This is a genomic window from Pantoea sp. X-Soil-TKNS-1279 (assembly GCF_059730565.1).
The window spans coordinates 1,250,579-1,267,560 of the sequence record NZ_AP035948.1; the positions used below are offsets into that span (position 1 = coordinate 1,250,579).

13 protein-coding genes and 7 tRNA genes are annotated in these 16,982 nt (G+C 54.1%); 2 read left to right on the forward strand and 18 right to left on the reverse strand.

Annotated elements, in window-relative coordinates:
- Positions 1 to 6: 6 nt before the first annotated feature.
- Complete coding sequence (gene leuS / locus AC6I8N_RS05775; protein ID WP_497830239.1) at positions 7 to 2,589, reverse strand: leucine--tRNA ligase; 2,583 nt, start codon at positions 2,587 to 2,589, stop codon at positions 7 to 9.
- Positions 2,590 to 2,803: 214 nt separating this feature from the next.
- Here leuS and AC6I8N_RS05780 point away from each other — a divergent pair, with 214 nt between their 5' ends.
- Complete coding sequence (locus AC6I8N_RS05780; RefSeq protein WP_208725010.1) at positions 2,804 to 3,286, forward strand: zinc ribbon-containing protein; 483 nt, start codon at positions 2,804 to 2,806, stop codon at positions 3,284 to 3,286.
- 47 nt (positions 3,287 to 3,333) lie between these two features.
- On the opposite strand, the gene AC6I8N_RS05785 is transcribed toward AC6I8N_RS05780, so the two are convergent.
- The 9 genes from AC6I8N_RS05785 to miaB form a co-directional block, all read right to left on the reverse strand.
- Positions 3,334 to 4,059 (reverse strand): amino acid ABC transporter ATP-binding protein, encoded by a 726-nt coding sequence (locus AC6I8N_RS05785; protein WP_013508259.1) that lies wholly within the window; start codon positions 4,057 to 4,059, stop codon positions 3,334 to 3,336.
- Complete coding sequence (gene gltK, locus AC6I8N_RS05790; protein WP_021182375.1) at positions 4,060 to 4,737, reverse strand: glutamate/aspartate ABC transporter permease GltK; 678 nt, start codon at positions 4,735 to 4,737, stop codon at positions 4,060 to 4,062.
- A complete protein-coding gene (locus AC6I8N_RS05795; protein ID WP_021182376.1) occupies positions 4,737 to 5,477 on the reverse strand; it encodes an amino acid ABC transporter permease in 741 nt (246 codons plus the stop codon). Before AC6I8N_RS05795 ends, gltK begins: the two co-directional genes overlap by 1 nt.
- Before the next feature lie 173 nt (positions 5,478 to 5,650).
- Positions 5,651 to 6,577 (reverse strand): glutamate/aspartate ABC transporter substrate-binding protein, encoded by a 927-nt coding sequence (locus tag AC6I8N_RS05800; protein ID WP_021182377.1) that lies wholly within the window; start codon positions 6,575 to 6,577, stop codon positions 5,651 to 5,653.
- A 435-nt stretch (positions 6,578 to 7,012) separates the two neighbouring features.
- The gene (lnt, locus tag AC6I8N_RS05805) at positions 7,013 to 8,539 is read right to left on the reverse strand and encodes an apolipoprotein N-acyltransferase (RefSeq protein ID WP_497830240.1); all 1,527 of its coding nucleotides are present in this window, start codon (positions 8,537 to 8,539) and stop codon (positions 7,013 to 7,015) included.
- A gap of 4 nt (positions 8,540 to 8,543) precedes the next feature.
- Positions 8,544 to 9,425 carry a CNNM family magnesium/cobalt transport protein CorC gene (gene corC, locus AC6I8N_RS05810; RefSeq protein ID WP_036624428.1) on the reverse strand — a complete coding sequence of 294 codons (882 nt, stop codon included), beginning with the start codon at positions 9,423 to 9,425 and terminating at the stop codon, positions 8,544 to 8,546.
- Between the two features lie 82 nt (positions 9,426 to 9,507).
- Positions 9,508 to 9,981, reverse strand: a complete 474-nt coding sequence (gene ybeY / locus AC6I8N_RS05815; RefSeq protein WP_021182380.1) for an rRNA maturation RNase YbeY — start codon at positions 9,979 to 9,981, stop codon at positions 9,508 to 9,510.
- Complete coding sequence (locus AC6I8N_RS05820; RefSeq protein WP_021182381.1) at positions 9,978 to 11,042, reverse strand: PhoH family protein; 1,065 nt, start codon at positions 11,040 to 11,042, stop codon at positions 9,978 to 9,980. The genes ybeY and AC6I8N_RS05820 overlap by 4 nt, the downstream gene beginning before the upstream one ends.
- A 208-nt stretch (positions 11,043 to 11,250) precedes the next feature.
- On the reverse strand, positions 11,251 to 12,675 hold the full coding sequence (gene miaB, locus AC6I8N_RS05825) for a tRNA (N6-isopentenyl adenosine(37)-C2)-methylthiotransferase MiaB (RefSeq protein ID WP_497830241.1): 1,425 nt from the start codon (positions 12,673 to 12,675) through the stop codon (positions 11,251 to 11,253).
- A 161-nt stretch (positions 12,676 to 12,836) separates the two neighbouring features.
- Between miaB and ubiF the strand changes: the two genes are divergently transcribed.
- Positions 12,837 to 14,009, forward strand: a complete 1,173-nt coding sequence (gene ubiF / locus AC6I8N_RS05830) for a 3-demethoxyubiquinol 3-hydroxylase (protein WP_497830242.1) — start codon at positions 12,837 to 12,839, stop codon at positions 14,007 to 14,009.
- 154 nt (positions 14,010 to 14,163) lie between these two features.
- Here ubiF and AC6I8N_RS05835 read toward each other — a convergent pair.
- From AC6I8N_RS05835 to asnB, 8 genes are all read right to left on the reverse strand, one after another.
- Positions 14,164 to 14,238: transfer RNA gene (locus tag AC6I8N_RS05835), tRNA-Gln, on the reverse strand.
- A 28-nt stretch (positions 14,239 to 14,266) separates the two neighbouring features.
- A tRNA-Gln gene (locus tag AC6I8N_RS05840) sits at positions 14,267 to 14,341 on the reverse strand.
- An 8-nt stretch (positions 14,342 to 14,349) separates the two neighbouring features.
- Positions 14,350 to 14,426: transfer RNA gene (locus tag AC6I8N_RS05845), tRNA-Met, on the reverse strand.
- A 31-nt stretch (positions 14,427 to 14,457) separates the two neighbouring features.
- Positions 14,458 to 14,532: transfer RNA gene (locus AC6I8N_RS05850), tRNA-Gln, on the reverse strand.
- Between the two features lie 34 nt (positions 14,533 to 14,566).
- Positions 14,567 to 14,641, reverse strand: a tRNA-Gln gene (locus tag AC6I8N_RS05855).
- A gap of 22 nt (positions 14,642 to 14,663) precedes the next feature.
- Positions 14,664 to 14,748: transfer RNA gene (locus AC6I8N_RS05860), tRNA-Leu, on the reverse strand.
- A gap of 9 nt (positions 14,749 to 14,757) precedes the next feature.
- Positions 14,758 to 14,834 (reverse strand) — tRNA-Met (locus AC6I8N_RS05865).
- A gap of 217 nt (positions 14,835 to 15,051) precedes the next feature.
- Positions 15,052 to 16,719, reverse strand: coding sequence for an asparagine synthase B (gene asnB / locus AC6I8N_RS05870; RefSeq protein ID WP_021182384.1), 1,668 nt, complete (start codon positions 16,717 to 16,719; stop codon positions 15,052 to 15,054).
- Positions 16,720 to 16,982: the final 263 nt, after the last annotated feature.

Here is a 16,982-nt window from a genome sequence, read left to right on the forward strand (position 1 = left end):
CTGAACTTAACCCACGACCAGGTTAAGCAGTTTGCCAGGGACATAAATCACTTTACGAATGGTGACGCCTTCCAGATATTTCGCCACCAGATGCTCCTGCGCGGCACGCGCCTGCACCTGCTCCTGGGTGGCATCGGGCGCAACGGTGATTTTGCCGCGCACTTTGCCGTTAACCTGAACCACCACCAGCAGTGAGTCTTCAACCATAGCTGCTTCGTCAGCGACCGGCCAGCTGGCGTCGTCGATAGTCCCTTCACCGCCCAGCGCTTCCCACAGGGCATAGCTGGTGTGCGGTGTGAACGGGTACAGCAGACGCGTGACAGCCACCAGCGCTTCCTGCAACAGGGCGCGATCCTGATCGCTCTCCTGCGGTGCGCGGATCAGCTTGTTCATCAGCTCCATGATCGCTGCAATCGCGGTGTTGAAGGTCTGACGACGGCCAATATCATCCGCCACTTTGGCGATGGTTTTGTGCAGATCGCGACGCAGCGCTTTCTGATCGTCGTTCAGGCTGTTCACATCCAGCGCAACGGTGGCACCTTTTGCGACGTGATCCCAGGCCAGTTTCCAGACACGTTTCAGGAAGCGGTTTGCGCCTTCCACGCCTGATTCCTGCCACTCCAGCGTCATTTCTGCCGGGGAAGCAAACATCATAAACAGACGTACGGTATCTGCACCGTAACGTTCTACCATCAACTGCGGGTCGATACCGTTGTTTTTCGACTTCGACATTTTGCTCATGCCAGCGTAAATCACTTCGCGGCCCTGATTGTCGATAGCTTTTACGATGCGACCTTTCTCATCGCGCTCGACGTTGACGTCAACCGGAGAAACCCAGTTACGCTCGCCGTTGGCACCCACGTAGTAGAAGGCATCTGCCAGCACCATGCCCTGACACAGCAGGCGTTTGGCTGGCTCGTCAGAGTTCACCAGGCCCGCATCACGCAGCAGCTTGTGATAGAAGCGGAAGTACATCAGGTGCATGATGGCGTGTTCGATACCGCCAACATACTGATCGACCGGCAGCCAGTAGTTCGCAGCAGCCGGGTCCAGCATACCTTCGTTGTAGTTGGCACAGGTGTACCGCGCGTAGTACCAGGATGACTCCATGAAGGTGTCAAAAGTATCGGTTTCACGCAGCGCAGGTTGGCCGTTTACGGTGGTTTTCGCCCACTCAGGATCCGCTTTGATTGGGCTGGTAATGCCGTCCATCACTACGTCTTCTGGCAGGATCACCGGCAATTGATCTTCCGGGGTTGGCATCACGGTGCCATCTTCCAGCGTGACCATCGGGATCGGTGCACCCCAGTAACGCTGACGGGAAACACCCCAGTCGCGCAGACGGTAGTTAACTTTGCGCACGCCAACGCCTTTGGCGGTCAGCGCATCGGCGATGGCGTTGAAGCCTGCCTGATGGTCGAGCCCGTCATATTCGCCAGAGTTAAACAGCGTGCCTTTTTCGGTCATCGCGGCTGCACTCAGGTCGGGTGCCGTACCATCGAGGTTCAGAATAACCGGCTTGATTGACAGGTCATATTTGGTGGCAAATTCCCAGTCGCGCTGGTCATGACCCGGAACCGCCATCACCGCACCGGTGCCGTACTCCATCAGGACGAAGTTGGCGACCCACACCGGGATCTCTTCGCCGGTCAGCGGATGGATGGCATGCAGGCCGGTGGCCATACCTTTTTTCTCCATCGTTGCCATATCGGCTTCTGCCACTTTGGTGTTGCGGCATTCGTCAATGAAGTCCACCAGCGCCGGGTTGCTGGTTGCAGCCTGCTGCGCCAAAGGATGTCCTGCGGCAACGGCTACGTAAGTCGCCCCCATAAAAGTGTCAGGGCGGGTGGTGTAGACCGTCACTTTTTCGTCGCTGTTGGCAACGTTGAAAGTGATCTCCACGCCTTCAGACCGGCCAATCCAGTTGCGCTGCATGGTTTTGACCTGTTCCGGCCAATCTTCCAGCTTGTCGAGGTCGTTCAGCAGTTCTTCAGCATAGTCAGTGATTTTGACAAACCATTGTGGAATCTCTTTACGCTCCACTTTGGTGTCACAGCGCCAGCAGCAGCCGTCAATGACCTGCTCGTTCGCCAGAACGGTCTGGTCATTTGGGCACCAGTTGACCGCCGAGGTCTTCTTGTAAACCAGGCCTTTTTCGTACAGCTTGGTGAAAAACCATTGTTCCCAGCGATAATATTCCGGCTGGCAGGTTGCCAGTTCGCGGCTCCAGTCATAACCAAAACCCAGCAGTTTGAGCTGGTTTTTCATGTACTGGATGTTGTCGTACGTCCAGGGAGCAGGGGCGGTGTTATTTTTGACTGCCGCACCTTCGGCGGGCAGACCAAATGCATCCCAGCCAATGGGTTGCAGCACGTTTTTGCCCAGCATACGCTGATAACGGGCAATCACATCACCGATGGTGTAGTTACGCACATGGCCCATGTGCAGGCGGCCGGAAGGATAGGGCAGCATAGAGAGGCAGTAGTATTTCTCTTTGCCTTCCTGCTCGGTCACTTTAAAGGTTTCATTTTCGTCCCAGTGCTGCTGGACGCGGGATTCTATCTCTTCCGGGCGGTATTGCTCTTGCATGGCTGCCTGTGGTCCTTAATGAATATCGCTCTAAGCGTACTTTTAGATCCGCATAGCATACCCATAAGGCTGCCCCTCAACAACACTTCGCGCCTTTGCCCGCGCGATTTCTACTGAATGCGCCGCCACATTCACCCTTTTGTGATTTCCTCAACGCGTGCACTTGCCAGTGACTAAACTTAATCAGGGCATTCGCAGCAGAAAGGAGAACAAAATGAATAACGTGGCGCAGGTCTATCGTGCGACGGTAGCGGCATTAACCCAACGGCTGGAGCGTGGCGAGCGTGATATTGAGGCGCTGGTTGCCAGTGCACGTCTGCGTCTGCTGGCGCAGCAGGATTTGACGTCGGCAGAGGTTGATGAAGTGATGCGTGCAGTACGGCGGGATCTCCAGGAGTTCGCACTCAGCTATGAGGAGTCATCCGATGCAGTGGGTGACTCGGTCTTTATGCGTGTTATCCGTGAGAGCATCTGGAAGGAACTGGCTGATATCACCGATAAGAGCCAACTGGAGTGGCGCGAAGTGTTTCAGGATCTGCGTCATCATGGCGTCTATCAAAGCGGCGAAGTGGTGGGTCTGGGGAATCTGGTATGCGAGAAGTGTCATTTCACCCGCGCCATTTATACCCCGGAGACCTTAACCCGTTGCCCGGAATGCGGCCACGATCAGTTCCAGCGCCAGCCATTTGAACCCTGATCCTATTTCGTCGCGGCGCGATTTATCGCGCCACGACGGGTTATGCGTTAGTGCAGGATCTTCGCCAGGAAGTCTTTGGCGCGATCTGATTGCGGATTGTTAAAGAAATCATCCTTGTTGGTGTCTTCAACAATTTTGCCTTCGTCCATAAAGATCACGCGATTGGCGACTTTGCGGGCAAAGCCCATTTCGTGGGTAACCACCATCATGGTCATCCCTTCCTGCGCCAGTTCCACCATCACGTCCAGCACTTCATTGATCATTTCCGGGTCGAGCGCTGAAGTAGGTTCATCGAACAACATGGCCACCGGATCCATGCACAGCGCACGGGCGATCGCGACACGCTGCTGCTGGCCGCCGGAGAGCTGGCCGGGAAACTTGTCAGCATGCGCGGATAAGCCGACACGCGCCAACAGCTTCAGCCCTTTTTCGCGCGCCGCCTTCTTATCGCGCTTCAGCACTTTGACCTGCGCCAGCGTCAGGTTGTCGACGATGCTGAGGTGCGGGAACAGTTCGAAATGCTGGAACACCATACCGACTTTGCTACGTAGCTGTGCGAGGTTGGTTTTCTTGTCGTTGACTTCGATGCCGGTGACCTGAATGCTGCCCTGCTGGATAGGTTCCAGACCGTTCACCGTTTTGATCAGCGTTGATTTGCCAGAGCCGGACGGACCGCATACCACCACCACTTCACCGGTTTTCACTTCGGTGGAGCAGTCGGTCAGCACCTGAAAGTGCCCATACCACTTAGATACATTTTTCAGGCTAATCATTTAAACCGTCCTTTTTCTTTTCAGATAACTAACCAACAGCGAAGCGCTCAGGCTGATCACAAAGTAGACCAGTCCGGCAAACAAAATCATTTCTACCTGGGTACCGTCACGCTCACCAATGGTGGACGCGGTGCGGAAGAAGTCTGCCAGGCTGAGTACGTACACCAGCGAGGTATCCTGAAACAGCACAATCCCCTGGGTCAGTAACAGCGGCACCATCGCACGAAACGCCTGCGGCAGGATCACCAGTTGCATCGATTGCCAGTGGGTCATGCCCAGCGCCAGTGCGGCACTGGATTGCCCACGGGCGATACTGATGATGCCGGCTCGGATAATCTCCGAGTAGTAAGCGGCTTCAAACAGCGAAAAGGCTACCATCGCGGAGATCAGGCGAATATCGGTCTTCGGCGACAAGCCCAGCACCTGTTGCAGGAAACTCGGCACCACCAGATAAAACCACAGCAGCACCATTACCAGCGGTACGGAGCGGAACAGGTTGACGTACAACTTGGCAAACCAGCGGACCGGCGTGAAGGGCGACAAGCGCATCACCGCGAGGATGGTGCCCCAAATGATACCGAACACCACCGCAGTCAGCGTGATTTTAAGCGTAATCACCATACCATTCAGCAGGTAGGGCAGGCTGGGAGGAATTGAACTCCAGTCAAAATCGTACATTATTTCCCTCCCATATTGCCGGGCAGTCGCACTTTGCGCTCTACCAGACTCATCAGCAGCATAATCACCAGGTTAATACCAATGTAAGCCAGGGTGATGGCGGTGAAAGATTCGTAGGCGTGTGCTGAATAATCCAGCAACTTACCCGCCTGCGCGGCCATATCTACCAAACCGATGGTTGAGGCGATGGCGGAGTTCTTCACCAGGTTAAGCATTTCCGAGGTCATCGGCGGCACTATCACGCGATACGCATTTGGCAGCAGCACGTAGCGATAAGTTTGCGGCAGCGTCAGGCCCATCGCCAGCCCCGCATTTTTCTGGCCGCGCGGCAACGACTGAATTGCGGCACGCACCTGCTCACTGACGCGTGCACCGGTGAATAGCCCAAGGCAAATCACCGATGAAGAGAAGAATTGAATGTTCGGGTCCAGTTCCGATTTAAACCACATGCCAAGGTTCTCCCCCACCAGTTCCGGCGCGACCAGATACCAGAAGAAGAACTGCACAATCAGTGGAATATTGCGGAACAACTCCACGTAACAAGTACCAATCGTTGATAACAGGCGATTAGGCACGGTTCGCAGAATGCCAAAGAAGGAACCTACAAAGAAAGCGATAATCCAGGCGCAGCAGGAGACGGCAATGGTCACCTGAAATCCGGACCACAGCCAGCCGAGGTAGGTCGTGTTGCCGAACGGGGCCGGTTGTAAAAAGATGCCCCAGTTCCAGTCGATACCCATAACGAGCTCCGGTAAAAAAAGGGTAACTTATACCTGTAGGGTACAAGTTACCCGGAAGATTGATGAACGGTGTCTTGCTTACTCTTCTCAGGGGAACGACCTGTGAGAGTCTGTCTGTCCGCACCGTGTTTTCAGCAATCGAGAGGGCAGCAGGGCCGCCCTTATTGTGATTGTTAGTTCATTGCCTTGTCGTTTGGTGCTTTGAACAGCGCTTTCATATCATCCGAGAGATCAAAATTGATGTTCATGCCTTTTGGCGGGATCGGATTTTTGAACCACTTATCAAACCATTTGGCCGCTTCACCAGAGGTCTGCGCCTGGGCAATGGTGTCATCCATCAGCTTTTTAAACTCAGGATCGTTTTTGCGCAGCATACAGCCGTAAGCTTCATGCGATTGCGGCGTGCCGAGGATTTCCCAGTTATCCGGTTTCTTCGCTTTGGCGCGTTCACCGGCCAGTAGGGCGTCATCCATCATAAAGGCCACGGCACGACCGGTTTCCAGCGTACGGAAGGAGTCACCGTGATCTTTGGCGCTGATAATACGCATGCCCATTTTTTGTGAATCATTCAGCTTGTTCAGCAGAATTTCTGAGGTGGTGCCGGAGGTGACAACCACGGTTTTACCTTTCAGATCAGCGAAATCTTTAATCGGGCCGCCTTTTTTCACCAGCAGACGTGTACCTACCACGAAGATGGTGTCAGAGAAGGCTGCCTGTTGCTGACGTTCCAGGTTGTTGGTGGTGGAACCACATTCGAAATCAAAGGTGCCGTTTTGCAGCAACGGAATACGGTTCTGCGAGGTAATTGGCAGCATTTTGACCTGCAAATCCGGTTTGTTCAGCTTTTTCTTAATGGCTTCAACAATCGCGTTGGAGTAATCCTGCGAATAGCCGACGACTTTTTGCTCATTGTCGTAGTAAGAGAAGGGAACAGACGATTCGCGATGCCCGACGACAATCACGCCATTTTTGCTGATTTTATCCAGCGTGCTGACTTGCTGATCGGCCGGTGCTGCGGCTGCCGGTTTAGCATCTTCCGCATGAGCCACGGAGGCGAGGCCAGCCAGAGCCAGGCAAAGGCCCAGTTTCCGTAATTTCATCTCCAACTCCTTCGTATTGCTGGTGCACAGCAGATAAACTGCGCAGATTGTGATGTTGTGTGTATTTTTCGCTGCTTTTCTGATTATCCCGTAGCGCAACCGCGCGCAGGATAGTGCTTAACATAGCGAATTGTTAACGCAATGAAACAGAAAAGTTTCTTTTTTGCGAGCCGCTCCGCACCAATAAAAAGCAAAATTTGACCTGTGCGCCACAATGGTGCGCATCATTGCCTTATTACGGTGCTTCATGGCGAACATTACGCTGACAAAAGCTGATGTTTGCGAAAAACACTGAAATAAATAGCAATGATCGTGCCAAAGCGATTAATGAGTGTAAAAAGCCAGCAGAGAATGCGGTAAAGCCACGGGAAGGGAGCGGAAAAATGCGATAAAAAAAGGCGAAGGATGAGCTTCGCCTTGGTAAAAAGTGGGAGGTTAGTGACGACGTCGTAACAGCGCCAGCACTACGCCCAATAATGTCAGTACCCACACCGGCCAAATACCGGCTTTGGCATAGGGGGTTTCACCGGTGGTCGGAGTCACTTTGGCGGTCAGCACATCACGGGTGAACTGCGGCAGCATCTTCTCAACCTCTCCGTTGGCGTTAACCACCGCCGTGACGCCATTATTGGTATCACGCAGTAACGGACGACCCAGTTCCAGCGCCCGCATTCTCGCCATCTGGAAATGCTGCCATGGGCCGATGGAGTGACCAAACCAGGCATCATTCGAGACGGTAAGCAGGAAGTTAGTGTCCTGATGGAAATTGGCGCGAACCTGTTCACCCAATACGATTTCATAGCAGATGGCGGTGGTCAGGTTATAACCCGCCACTTTCAGCGCAGGCTGGATATAAGCGCCACGGCTGAAGGACGACATTGGCAAATCGAAAAACGGTGCCAGCGGTCGTAGCAATTCTTCCAGCGGGACAAACTCACCAAACGGCACCAGATGGTTTTTCTGGTAACGGTTTTGGCTTTGATAGCTGTAAGGTTGTTCGCCACCCAACACAATCACCGAGTTGTAATCGTGGTAACGGTTGTCGCCTTCCAGACGTGAATCGACGATGCCAGTGATGAGTGAGCTACCGCGTGCGCGCAGTTCGTCATCCAGCGCGCGCAGGAAAGGTTGCTGATTACTTTCCAGATCGGTAATCGCCGATTCCGGCCAGATAATAATCGGCGCTTTGCCCATCCACGGCTGGCTGTAAGAGGTGTAGACCCGCAGGGTATTCAGCAGTTGCTGGGGATCCCACTTCATCGATTGCGGGATGTTGCCCTGTACCATCGCGACATTGACACTGCGTTCCGGCAGCGGTTGATACCACTGCAACATGCGTAGCGGCCACGGCAGCAACAGCAGCAGTGCGGCAGCGATCAGGCTTTTGACGTTGCGTTGATGCAGCGCATACGCCAGCAGTCCGGCAATGGCCATCAACAGGAAGGTAATGGTTTCCACTCCGGCCAGCGGAGCCAGACCTTTCAGCGGGCCATCAATCTGGCTGTAGCCAAACTGGAGCCACGGAAATCCAGTGAGGATCCAGCCGCGCAGGAACTCGGTGATTTGCCATAATGCCGGGGCCGCCACTGCCAGACGCCATAATGTGACGCGAGGCCACAGGCGATTAAGCAGGATGGCAAACAGCATCGGGTAGAGCGACAGGTAGGCAGCCAGCAACACCACCAGGAAAACGTTAACCGGTCCCGGCATACCGCCAAAAGTCGCAATGCTGACGTATACCCAGTTGATACCACTGCCGAACAGGCCAAAAGCCCAGGCGAAGCCAATCGCGGCCGCCTGCGCGGTACGACGGTCCAGCAATAACAGTTGCAGGCCGCACAGCGAAATCAGCGCCGCGGGCCAGAAATCATACGGGGAAAAGGAAAGGGTGCCGATGGCACCCGTAATTAACGCCAGCAGCAGGCGAACCCGCTGCCGCGAGTAGAGAGAGGCTAAAGCCATAAAGTTATTCGTCATCCAGTTGAGGGAGCGGCGAGTCTTCCGGAATTTTTACATGCACCTGGATGATACGGCGGCTGTCAGCCATGGCGACCTTGAATTGGTAACCATCAATTTCAATGCTTTCACCGCGCGCGGGAAGGTGGCCGAATCCCTGCATCACCAGACCGCCAATGGTATCCACTTCGTCATCACTGAAGCCGGTACCAAACACCTCGTTGAAGTCTTCAATCGGCGTCAACGCACGCACCGTGTAGGTGTGGCGGTTTAACTGACGGATATCACGATCTTCTTCATCGTCATACTCGTCTTCAATCTCTCCGACGATCAGTTCAAGGATGTCTTCAATGGTCACCAGACCGGACACGCCGCCAAACTCATCAATCACAATCGCCATATGATAGCGCTGTGAACGGAACTCTTTCAGCATGCGGTCCACACGCTTGCTTTCCGGCACCACGACTGCCGGACGCAGTACCTTCTCCATGCTGAAAGGTTCTGAGGCGCTGCTCATAAAGGGCAGCAAATCCTTCGCCATCAGAATGCCTTCAACGTGGTCTTTATCTTCGCTGATCACCGGAAAGCGGGAATGGGCCGATTCGATGATCACCGCCAGGCACTCTTCGAGGCTCTGGTTACGTTTCAGGGTGATCATCTGGGAACGTGGGATCATGATGTCGCGCACGCGTTGTTCGGCAATATCCAGCACCCCTTCCAGCATGTCGCGGGTGTCCTGGTCGATCAGTTCTTTTTGCTCAGAATCGCGGATTAGCCCCAGCAGTTCGTCACGGTTTTTCGGTTCGCCGTGGAACAGTTGGTTGATTAGCAGGGAAAAAAATCCCTTTTTACTACTGGGTGCATCGCTGTTTTGAGAATGGTCGTCGCTCATGGCGTTTTTATTTAGTTCTCTCTGGTGAGGGAAGGAAACTGCCGGCGTCCACGCCAGCAGCATAATGACCGGAGCCAGTGGCTCAGGCGTCTTCTTTCTCCGAAATGTACGGGTCCGGATAACCAAGGGCAAGCATTATCTCGGTCTCCAGCGCTTCCATTTCTTCGGCTTCATCGTCTTCGATATGGTCGTAACCCAGCAGGTGCAGTGTACCGTGCACCACCATGTGCGCCCAGTGGGCTTCCAGGGTTTTCCCTTGTTCAACGGCTTCTTGCTCCACGACCTGGCGGCAAATAATCAGGTCACCCAGCAGCGGCAACTCAATGCCGGGTGGGGCTTCAAAGGGAAAAGAGAGCACGTTGGTCGGCTTATCTTTCCCACGATAAGTCAGATTTAGCTCATGACTTTCCGCCTCATCAACCAGACGTATCGTCACTTCGCTCTCGGGCTGGAACGGGGTGACGGCAGCTTCCAGCCAACGCTGGAAAGCCGCTTCGTCAGGCAAGCCCTGGCTGTCAGCACAAGCCAGTTGTAGATCAAGAATTACCGCGCTCATGAAGGCTCCTGCGGGCTGGGTTGGGTGGCCGCGAGCGCTTCACGTTTACGCTCTTCGGCCTGTTTATCACGGCGCTTCTGGTCTGCTTCTTCCCAGGCTTCATAGGCGATAACGATGCGCGCCACCACCGGGTGACGTACCACATCTTCGCTGTGGAAGAAGTTAAAGCTGAGTTCATCGACTTCGGACAACACTTCGATAGCATGGCGCAGGCCGGATTTCGTATGGCGTGGCAGGTCAATCTGCGTTACGTCACCGGTAATCACCGCTTTGGAGTTAAAACCAATACGCGTCAGGAACATCTTCATCTGCTCGATGGTGGTGTTCTGGCTCTCATCAAGGATGATAAAGGCATCATTCAGCGTACGGCCACGCATATACGCCAGCGGTGCCACTTCGATGACGTTGCGTTCCATCAGTTTTTCAACCCGCTCAAAACCGAGCATCTCGAACAACGCATCGTAAAGTGGGCGCAGATAAGGATCGACTTTCTGGCTGAGATCGCCTGGCAGGAAACCAAGTTTCTCGCCGGCTTCCACCGCCGGACGCGTCAGCAGAATACGGCGAATTTCCTGGCGTTCCAGCGCATCGACTGCGGCAGCAACCGCCAGATAGGTTTTACCCGTACCGGCAGGACCGATACCAAAGGTAATGTCATGGTCGAGAATATTGGCGATGTATTGCGCCTGGTTGGGCGTGCGCGGTTTAATCACGCCGCGTTTGGTCTTGATATTGACCGCTTTACCGTACTCCGGCACGCTCTCCGCACTTTGTTCCAGTACGCGACTCTCTTTAATCGCTAAATGGATTTGCTCGGGTTCGATATCCTGGAACTGACCACGTACGGGTGCCGTGTCCACATACAGGGTGCGCAGAATATCTGCTGCGGCGTTGACGCACAGCGTGCGGCCCACCAGTTTAAATTGGTTGTCACGGCGGTTGATTTCGATCCCCAGACGCCGTTCCAGCTGTTTCACATTGTCATCAAACGGACCGCACAGGCTGAGCAGTCGGCGGTTATCTACCGGTTCAAGGGCGATTTCACGAGTTTCGATATTCAAATGAATCCTTTGGGTCACTCAGGGCCAGTTGAAAAAGTGTATCCGAGGCGTGGCAGCAAGGCCCGACGCATCATTACGGAATTATTTATGGGGCAACGCCTGGGCGCAAGCTTCAGGGGAGATATTTGGGCAGCACTGCCAGAATGCAAGTGCTGCCTGAGGCAACAGGCGACAGCGTTTTGTGCGCTGTCGCTCAAAGGTCGGGGTTTCAAGGCTGGAACAGACCTACGCCGATTTCGTTCTCTTTACGCGTACGCGCAATCACCGACGCCGGGCTTTCTGCCACACGCAGGCCCATCTCGTCTTCAGTACGTACCACTTTGCCACGTAATGAGTTGGTATAAACATCGACGATTTCCACGTCAACGAACTTACCAATCATGCCGACCGAGCCTTCGAAATTCACCACACGGTTGTTTGCGGTACGACCTGACAGCTCCATCACGTTTTTACGTGAGGTACCTTCCACCAGGATGCGCTGCACGGTACCCAACATACGACGGCTGATGCCCATCGCCTGCTGGTTGATGCGGCCTTGCAGGATGTACAGGCGTTGCTTCTTCTCCTCTTCCGGCACATCGTCCGGCAGGTCGGCCGCTGGCGTACCTGGGCGTGCGGAGTAGATAAAGCTAAAGCTCATGTCGAAATTGATATCGCCAATCAGCTTCATGGTCTGTTCGAAATCCTGCTGGGTTTCACCGGGGAAGCCGATGATAAAGTCGGAGCTGATTTCAATATCCGGACGCGCCACGCGCAGTTTACGGATGATCGCTTTGTACTCCAGCGCCGTGTGCGCGCGTTTCATCAGCGTCAGAATGCGGTCAGCGCCGCTCTGTACCGGCAGATGCAGGAAGCTGACCAGCTCCGGCGTATCACGGTAAACCTCAATGATATCGTCCGTGAACTCAATCGGATGGCTGGTGGTGAAACGGATGCGGTCAATACCGTCGATCGCCGCCACCAGACGCAGCAGTTCAGCGAAGGTGCAGAAGTCACCGTCAAAGGTCGCGCCGCGATACGCGTTGACGTTCTGGCCCAGCAGGTTAACTTCGCGCACACCCTGGGCCGCCAACTGGGCGATTTCCAGCAGAATGTCGTCACTTGGACGGCTCACTTCTTCGCCACGGGTGTAAGGCACCACGCAGAAAGTACAGTATTTGTTGCAGCCTTCCATGATGGAAACAAACGCTGTCGGGCCTTCTGCACGCGGTTCGGGCAGACGGTCAAATTTCTCAATTTCCGGGAAGCTGATATCGACGATTGGACTTTTGCTGCCGCGCACGGTGTTGATCATCTCCGGCAGGCGATGCAGCGTTTGTGGACCAAACACGATATCGACGCAGGGCGCGCGCTGGCGAATATGGTCGCCTTCCTGAGAAGCCACGCAGCCACCCACGCCAATGATGAGGTCGGGATTACGCTCTTTCAGCGTTTTCCAGCGTCCTAACTGATGGAAAACCTTTTCCTGTGCCTTCTCACGAATGGAACAGGTGTTGAGCAGCAGAACGTCTGCCTCTTCGGCTTCCTCAGTCAGGGTATAGCCGTGGGTGCTGTTCAGCAGGTCAGCCATCTTTGATGAATCATACTCATTCATCTGACAGCCCCAGGTTTTGATATGCAGTTTTTTGGTCATTGGACTAGCCATTAATTCAGTGCAGGTAAGTGCTGGGCGCGTATTGTAATGCTTTGCTGCTGTTGTGACCAGTATAAGGGTAAGGGCTTTTCTGATCGTGACGTGAATTTCCGGTACAATTCGCACAATGAGCGCTGCGTTAGATATGAGGGATAACGGTAATGCAGGATTCACATTTTGATGTGGTGGTGATTGGCGGCGGGATGGTTGGTGCGGCCCTGGCCTGCGGCCTGGCGCAGCAGCAATTCCGTGTGGCGGTGGTTGAACGGGCTGAACCGGCCCCTTTTGATGCGGCGTGCGCGCCGGATGTTCGTATTTCCGCCATTGGTGCGTCATCGGTGGCGTTGCTGCAACAGCTTAACGTCTGGCCGCGTGTGCAGGCGATGCGTTGTGCACCTTACCGCAAGCTGGAAACCTGGGAATGGCAAACGGCCCATGTCACCTTTGATGCGGCATCACTCGGTTTGCCTGAACTGGGTTATATGGTTGAGAACAGCGTGCTGCAACGCGCGTTGTGGGAAAAGATGCAGGAAGATGGGGTGACCTTATGCGCCCCGGCCAGTCTGGACAATGTGCTGCCGCACAGCGGCGGTTGGCATGTGCAACTGGACAATGGCACCACGCTGGATGCCAGACTGGTGGTGGGGGCCGATGGTGCCAATTCTCGCGTGCGCCAATTGGCCGGGATTGGTGTGCATGGCTGGAACTACGCGCAATCTTGCATGTTGATTAGCGTCGAGTGTGAACATGACGCCGGGGATGCCACCTGGCAACAGTTTACGCCGGAAGGGCCGCGCGCGTTCTTGCCGCTGTTCGGCAGGCATGCTTCGCTGGTGTGGTATGACGCGCCAGCACGTATTCGTCAGTTGCAGAGTTTGCCGTTGCCACAGCTGGAAAAAGAGATCCACGCGCATTTTCCGGCGCGCGTCGGGCGTTTTCAGGTGCAGGCGGCGGCATCCTTTCCGCTGGTGCGACGTCATGCAACGCGCTATGTCACCGCCGGGCTGGCGTTGGTTGGCGATGCGGCGCATACCATCAATCCGTTGGCCGGGCAGGGGGTGAATCTTGGCTATCGTGATGTGGATGCGTTGCTGGACACGCTGGTGCAGGCGCGTAGTCAGGCGGAGTCGTGGTCATCGGCGGCGGTGTTGCAGCGTTATCAGCGCCAGCGCCGCAGAGATAATTTGTTGATGCAGGGCGGAATGGATCTGTTTTACTTCGCTTTTAGCAATAAACTGCCGCCGCTGCGTTTCGCCCGTAATCTGGGATTGATCGCTGCTGAGCACGCCGGTGCGTTAAAACGTCAGGTGCTGCGTTACGCGTTGGGGCTTTAATCTGGCATTTTTGCACATTCCGTAGCGGCGCGATTTATCGCGCAGGTTTTAAAATCAAAAGAGCGCGATAAATCGCGCCGCTACGGGGGGGATGTGTTTTTACATAAACCCAGAAAACAATAAAGCCCGCAAAAGCGGGCTTTATTGTGCAATTTGGCTGGGGTGCAGGGATTCGAACCCCGGAATGCCGGAATCAGAATCCGGTGCCTTACCGCTTGGCGACACCCCAATAGGTGTTTGGTCAAATTGTCTTTGTATGGCTGGGGTGCAGGGATTCGAACCCCGGAATGGTGGAATCAGAATCCACTGCCTTACCGCTTGGCGACACCCCAATTTTATATGGTGGCTACGACGGGAATCGAACCTGTGACCCCAGCATTATGAGTGCTGTGCTCTAACCAGCTGAGCTACGTAGCCAAATTGTACTGCTTTACATCACATCCGACGATGGCTGGGATACCTGGATTCGAACCAGGGAATGCCGGTATCAAAAACCGGTGCCTTACCGCTTGGCGATATCCCAATAGTCGACTCATATCCACGAGAGTTCATCGGATTGGCTGGGGTACCTGGATTCGAACCAGGGAATGCCGGTATCAAAAACCGGTGCCTTACCGCTTGGCGATACCCCATCCGGCTGCCGAAGACTGGAAATGGTGCGGGAGGCGAGACTTGAACTCGCACACCTTGCGGCGCCAGAACCTAAATCTGGTGCGTCTACCAATTTCGCCACTCCCGCAAAAAAAGATGGTGGCTACGACGGGAATCGAACCTGTGACCCCAGCATTATGAGTGCTGTGCTCTAACCAGCTGAGCTACGTAGCCATCTTTTTTTCGCGCTACCTTCATCGGCGTTGCGGGGCGCATTATGCGTATTGAGCTTTGTAGCGTCAACAAATTTTTTACCGTTTTTCGCCTTAATGCGCCTGTTTGTCTGGCTTATAACCAGGCTGATGATTTATTCGGCAATTTTCGATCAATACAAACACAACGGATAAAAAAAGGGGCCATTTCTGGCCCCTGTTACTTGATATTAAAAATCTTATTTATAGGCTGACTGATGCACGCCTACCGCACGACCTGATGGATCGTCCATCGATTTGAACGCTTCATCCCATTCAATCGCTTTTGCGGAAGAACAGGCCACCGACGGACCACCCGGCACACATTCAGCGGCACTCGGGATCGGGAACAGTTCTTCAAAGATCTCACGGTACAGATACGCTTCTTTGGAGTTCGGCGTGTTGTACGGGAAGCGGAAGTGGGCGGTCGCCAGTTGTTGATCGCTAACCTGCTTCGCGGCCACTTCTTTCAGGGTGTCGATCCAGCTGTAACCTACACCGTCAGAGAACTGCTCTTTCTGACGCCATGCCACGCTTTCCGGCAGATATGAGGAGAAGCATTCACGCAGGATGTGTTTTTCCATCTTGCCGTTGCTGCCACACATTTTATCTTCCGGGTTGATGCGCATCGCGACATCCAGGAATTTCTTGTCGAGGAACGGCACACGCGCTTCCACACCCCAGGCTGACATCGCTTTGTTAGCACGGGCACAGTCATACATATGCAGTGCCAGTAGCTTACGCACGTTCTCCTCGTGGAACTCTTTGGCGTTCGGCGCTTTGTGGAAGTAGAGGTAGCCACCAAACACTTCATCAGCACCTTCGCCAGACAGCACCATTTTGATACCCATCGCTTTGATTTTACGCGACATCAGGTACATCGGCGTTGAGGCACGGATAGTGGTCACATCGTAGGTTTCGATGTGGTAAATCACATCACGAATTGCATCCAGACCTTCCTGCACGGTGAAGTGGATTTCATGGTGCACGGTGCCGAGATGTTCCGCGACCGATTTCGCCGCTTTCAGGTCCGGTGAACCTTCCAGACCTACCGCGAAGGAGTGCAGTTGCGGCCACCAGGCATCGCTCTTGTCATGATCTTCTACGCGTTTTGCCGCAAAACGTTTGGTCACTGCGGAGATAATGGACGAGTCCAGACCACCAGACAGCAGCACGCCGTAGGGGACGTCTGACATCAGATGGCTTTTGACTGACTCTTCCAGCGCGGCTTTCAGACCAGCGGCATCAGTAACGTTGTGCTCAACGGCTTTGTAATCCATCCAGTCACGCTGCCAGTAACGACGGATTTCGCCATCGGTGCTGGAGAGGTAGCTTCCCGGCGGGAATTCTTTGATGGAGCGGCACACCGGCACCAGCGCTTTCATTTCGGAAGCGACATAGAAGTTGCCGTGTTCATCGTTACCCATATACAGCGGGATGATACCGATATGGTCACGACCAATCAGATATTGTTGTTTTACGCTGTCCCACAGAATAAAGGCAAACATGCCTTGCAGGTCATCGAGGAAATCGACGCCTTTTTCCTGATACAGCGCGAGGATCACTTCACAGTCAGAACCGGTCTGGAACTGATAGCGATCGCTCAGTTCAGCACGCAGCGCCTGATGGTTGTAGATTTCACCGTTTACCGCCAGTACGTGGGTGTGATCGGCGTTGTACAGCGGCTGTGCGCCGTTGTTGACGTCAACAATTGACAGGCGCTCATGCGCCAGAATGGCTTTGTCATCGGCATAGACGCCTGACCAGTCCGGGCCGCGATGGCGCATCAGACGGGAACATTCCAGCGCTTTCTTGCGCAATTCAACAGGATCGGTTTTCAGATCCAGCACACCAAAAATCGAACACATAACTGACTCCTGATCTCACCCTGTGGGGATGTTATTTCTACGTTTGTCCGGCAGCATCGGCTGCGTGATGTATAAGAAAATGCGCTATTTGGTGGTGGTAATGCAAGCAAATTCACGATTGGTTGATAAAAAGAATGTTGTCTTCGCAGATAAATTGAATTTTATTCAATTAAAAAACCATTTCATTAGATGGCATCTAATGAAATCTCAATTCGGGCTATTTTGTGAACAAGGCAGGGCGCGAAAAAAAGAAACCCGGCGAA

Bases quoted from the DNA above. Each gene is read 5' to 3' on its own strand.
- leuS (WP_497830239.1), bottom strand. From the start codon at position 2,589: ATGCAAGAGCAATACCGCCCGGAAGAGATAGAATCCCGCGTCCAGCAG.
- AC6I8N_RS05780 (WP_208725010.1), top strand. From the start codon at position 2,804: ATGAATAACGTGGCGCAGGTCTATCGTGCGACGGTAGCGGCATTAACC.
- AC6I8N_RS05785 (WP_013508259.1), bottom strand. From the start codon at position 4,059: ATGATTAGCCTGAAAAATGTATCTAAGTGGTATGGGCACTTTCAGGTG.
- gltK (WP_021182375.1), bottom strand. From the start codon at position 4,737: ATGTACGATTTTGACTGGAGTTCAATTCCTCCCAGCCTGCCCTACCTG.
- AC6I8N_RS05795 (WP_021182376.1), bottom strand. From the start codon at position 5,477: ATGGGTATCGACTGGAACTGGGGCATCTTTTTACAACCGGCCCCGTTC.
- AC6I8N_RS05800 (WP_021182377.1), bottom strand. From the start codon at position 6,577: ATGAAATTACGGAAACTGGGCCTTTGCCTGGCTCTGGCTGGCCTCGCC.
- lnt (WP_497830240.1), bottom strand. From the start codon at position 8,539: ATGGCTTTAGCCTCTCTCTACTCGCGGCAGCGGGTTCGCCTGCTGCTG.
- corC (WP_036624428.1), bottom strand. From the start codon at position 9,425: ATGAGCGACGACCATTCTCAAAACAGCGATGCACCCAGTAGTAAAAAG.
- ybeY (WP_021182380.1), bottom strand. From the start codon at position 9,981: ATGAGCGCGGTAATTCTTGATCTACAACTGGCTTGTGCTGACAGCCAG.
- miaB (WP_497830241.1), bottom strand. From the start codon at position 12,675: ATGACCAAAAAACTGCATATCAAAACCTGGGGCTGTCAGATGAATGAG.
- ubiF (WP_497830242.1), top strand. From the start codon at position 12,837: ATGCAGGATTCACATTTTGATGTGGTGGTGATTGGCGGCGGGATGGTT.
- asnB (WP_021182384.1), bottom strand. From the start codon at position 16,719: ATGTGTTCGATTTTTGGTGTGCTGGATCTGAAAACCGATCCTGTTGAA.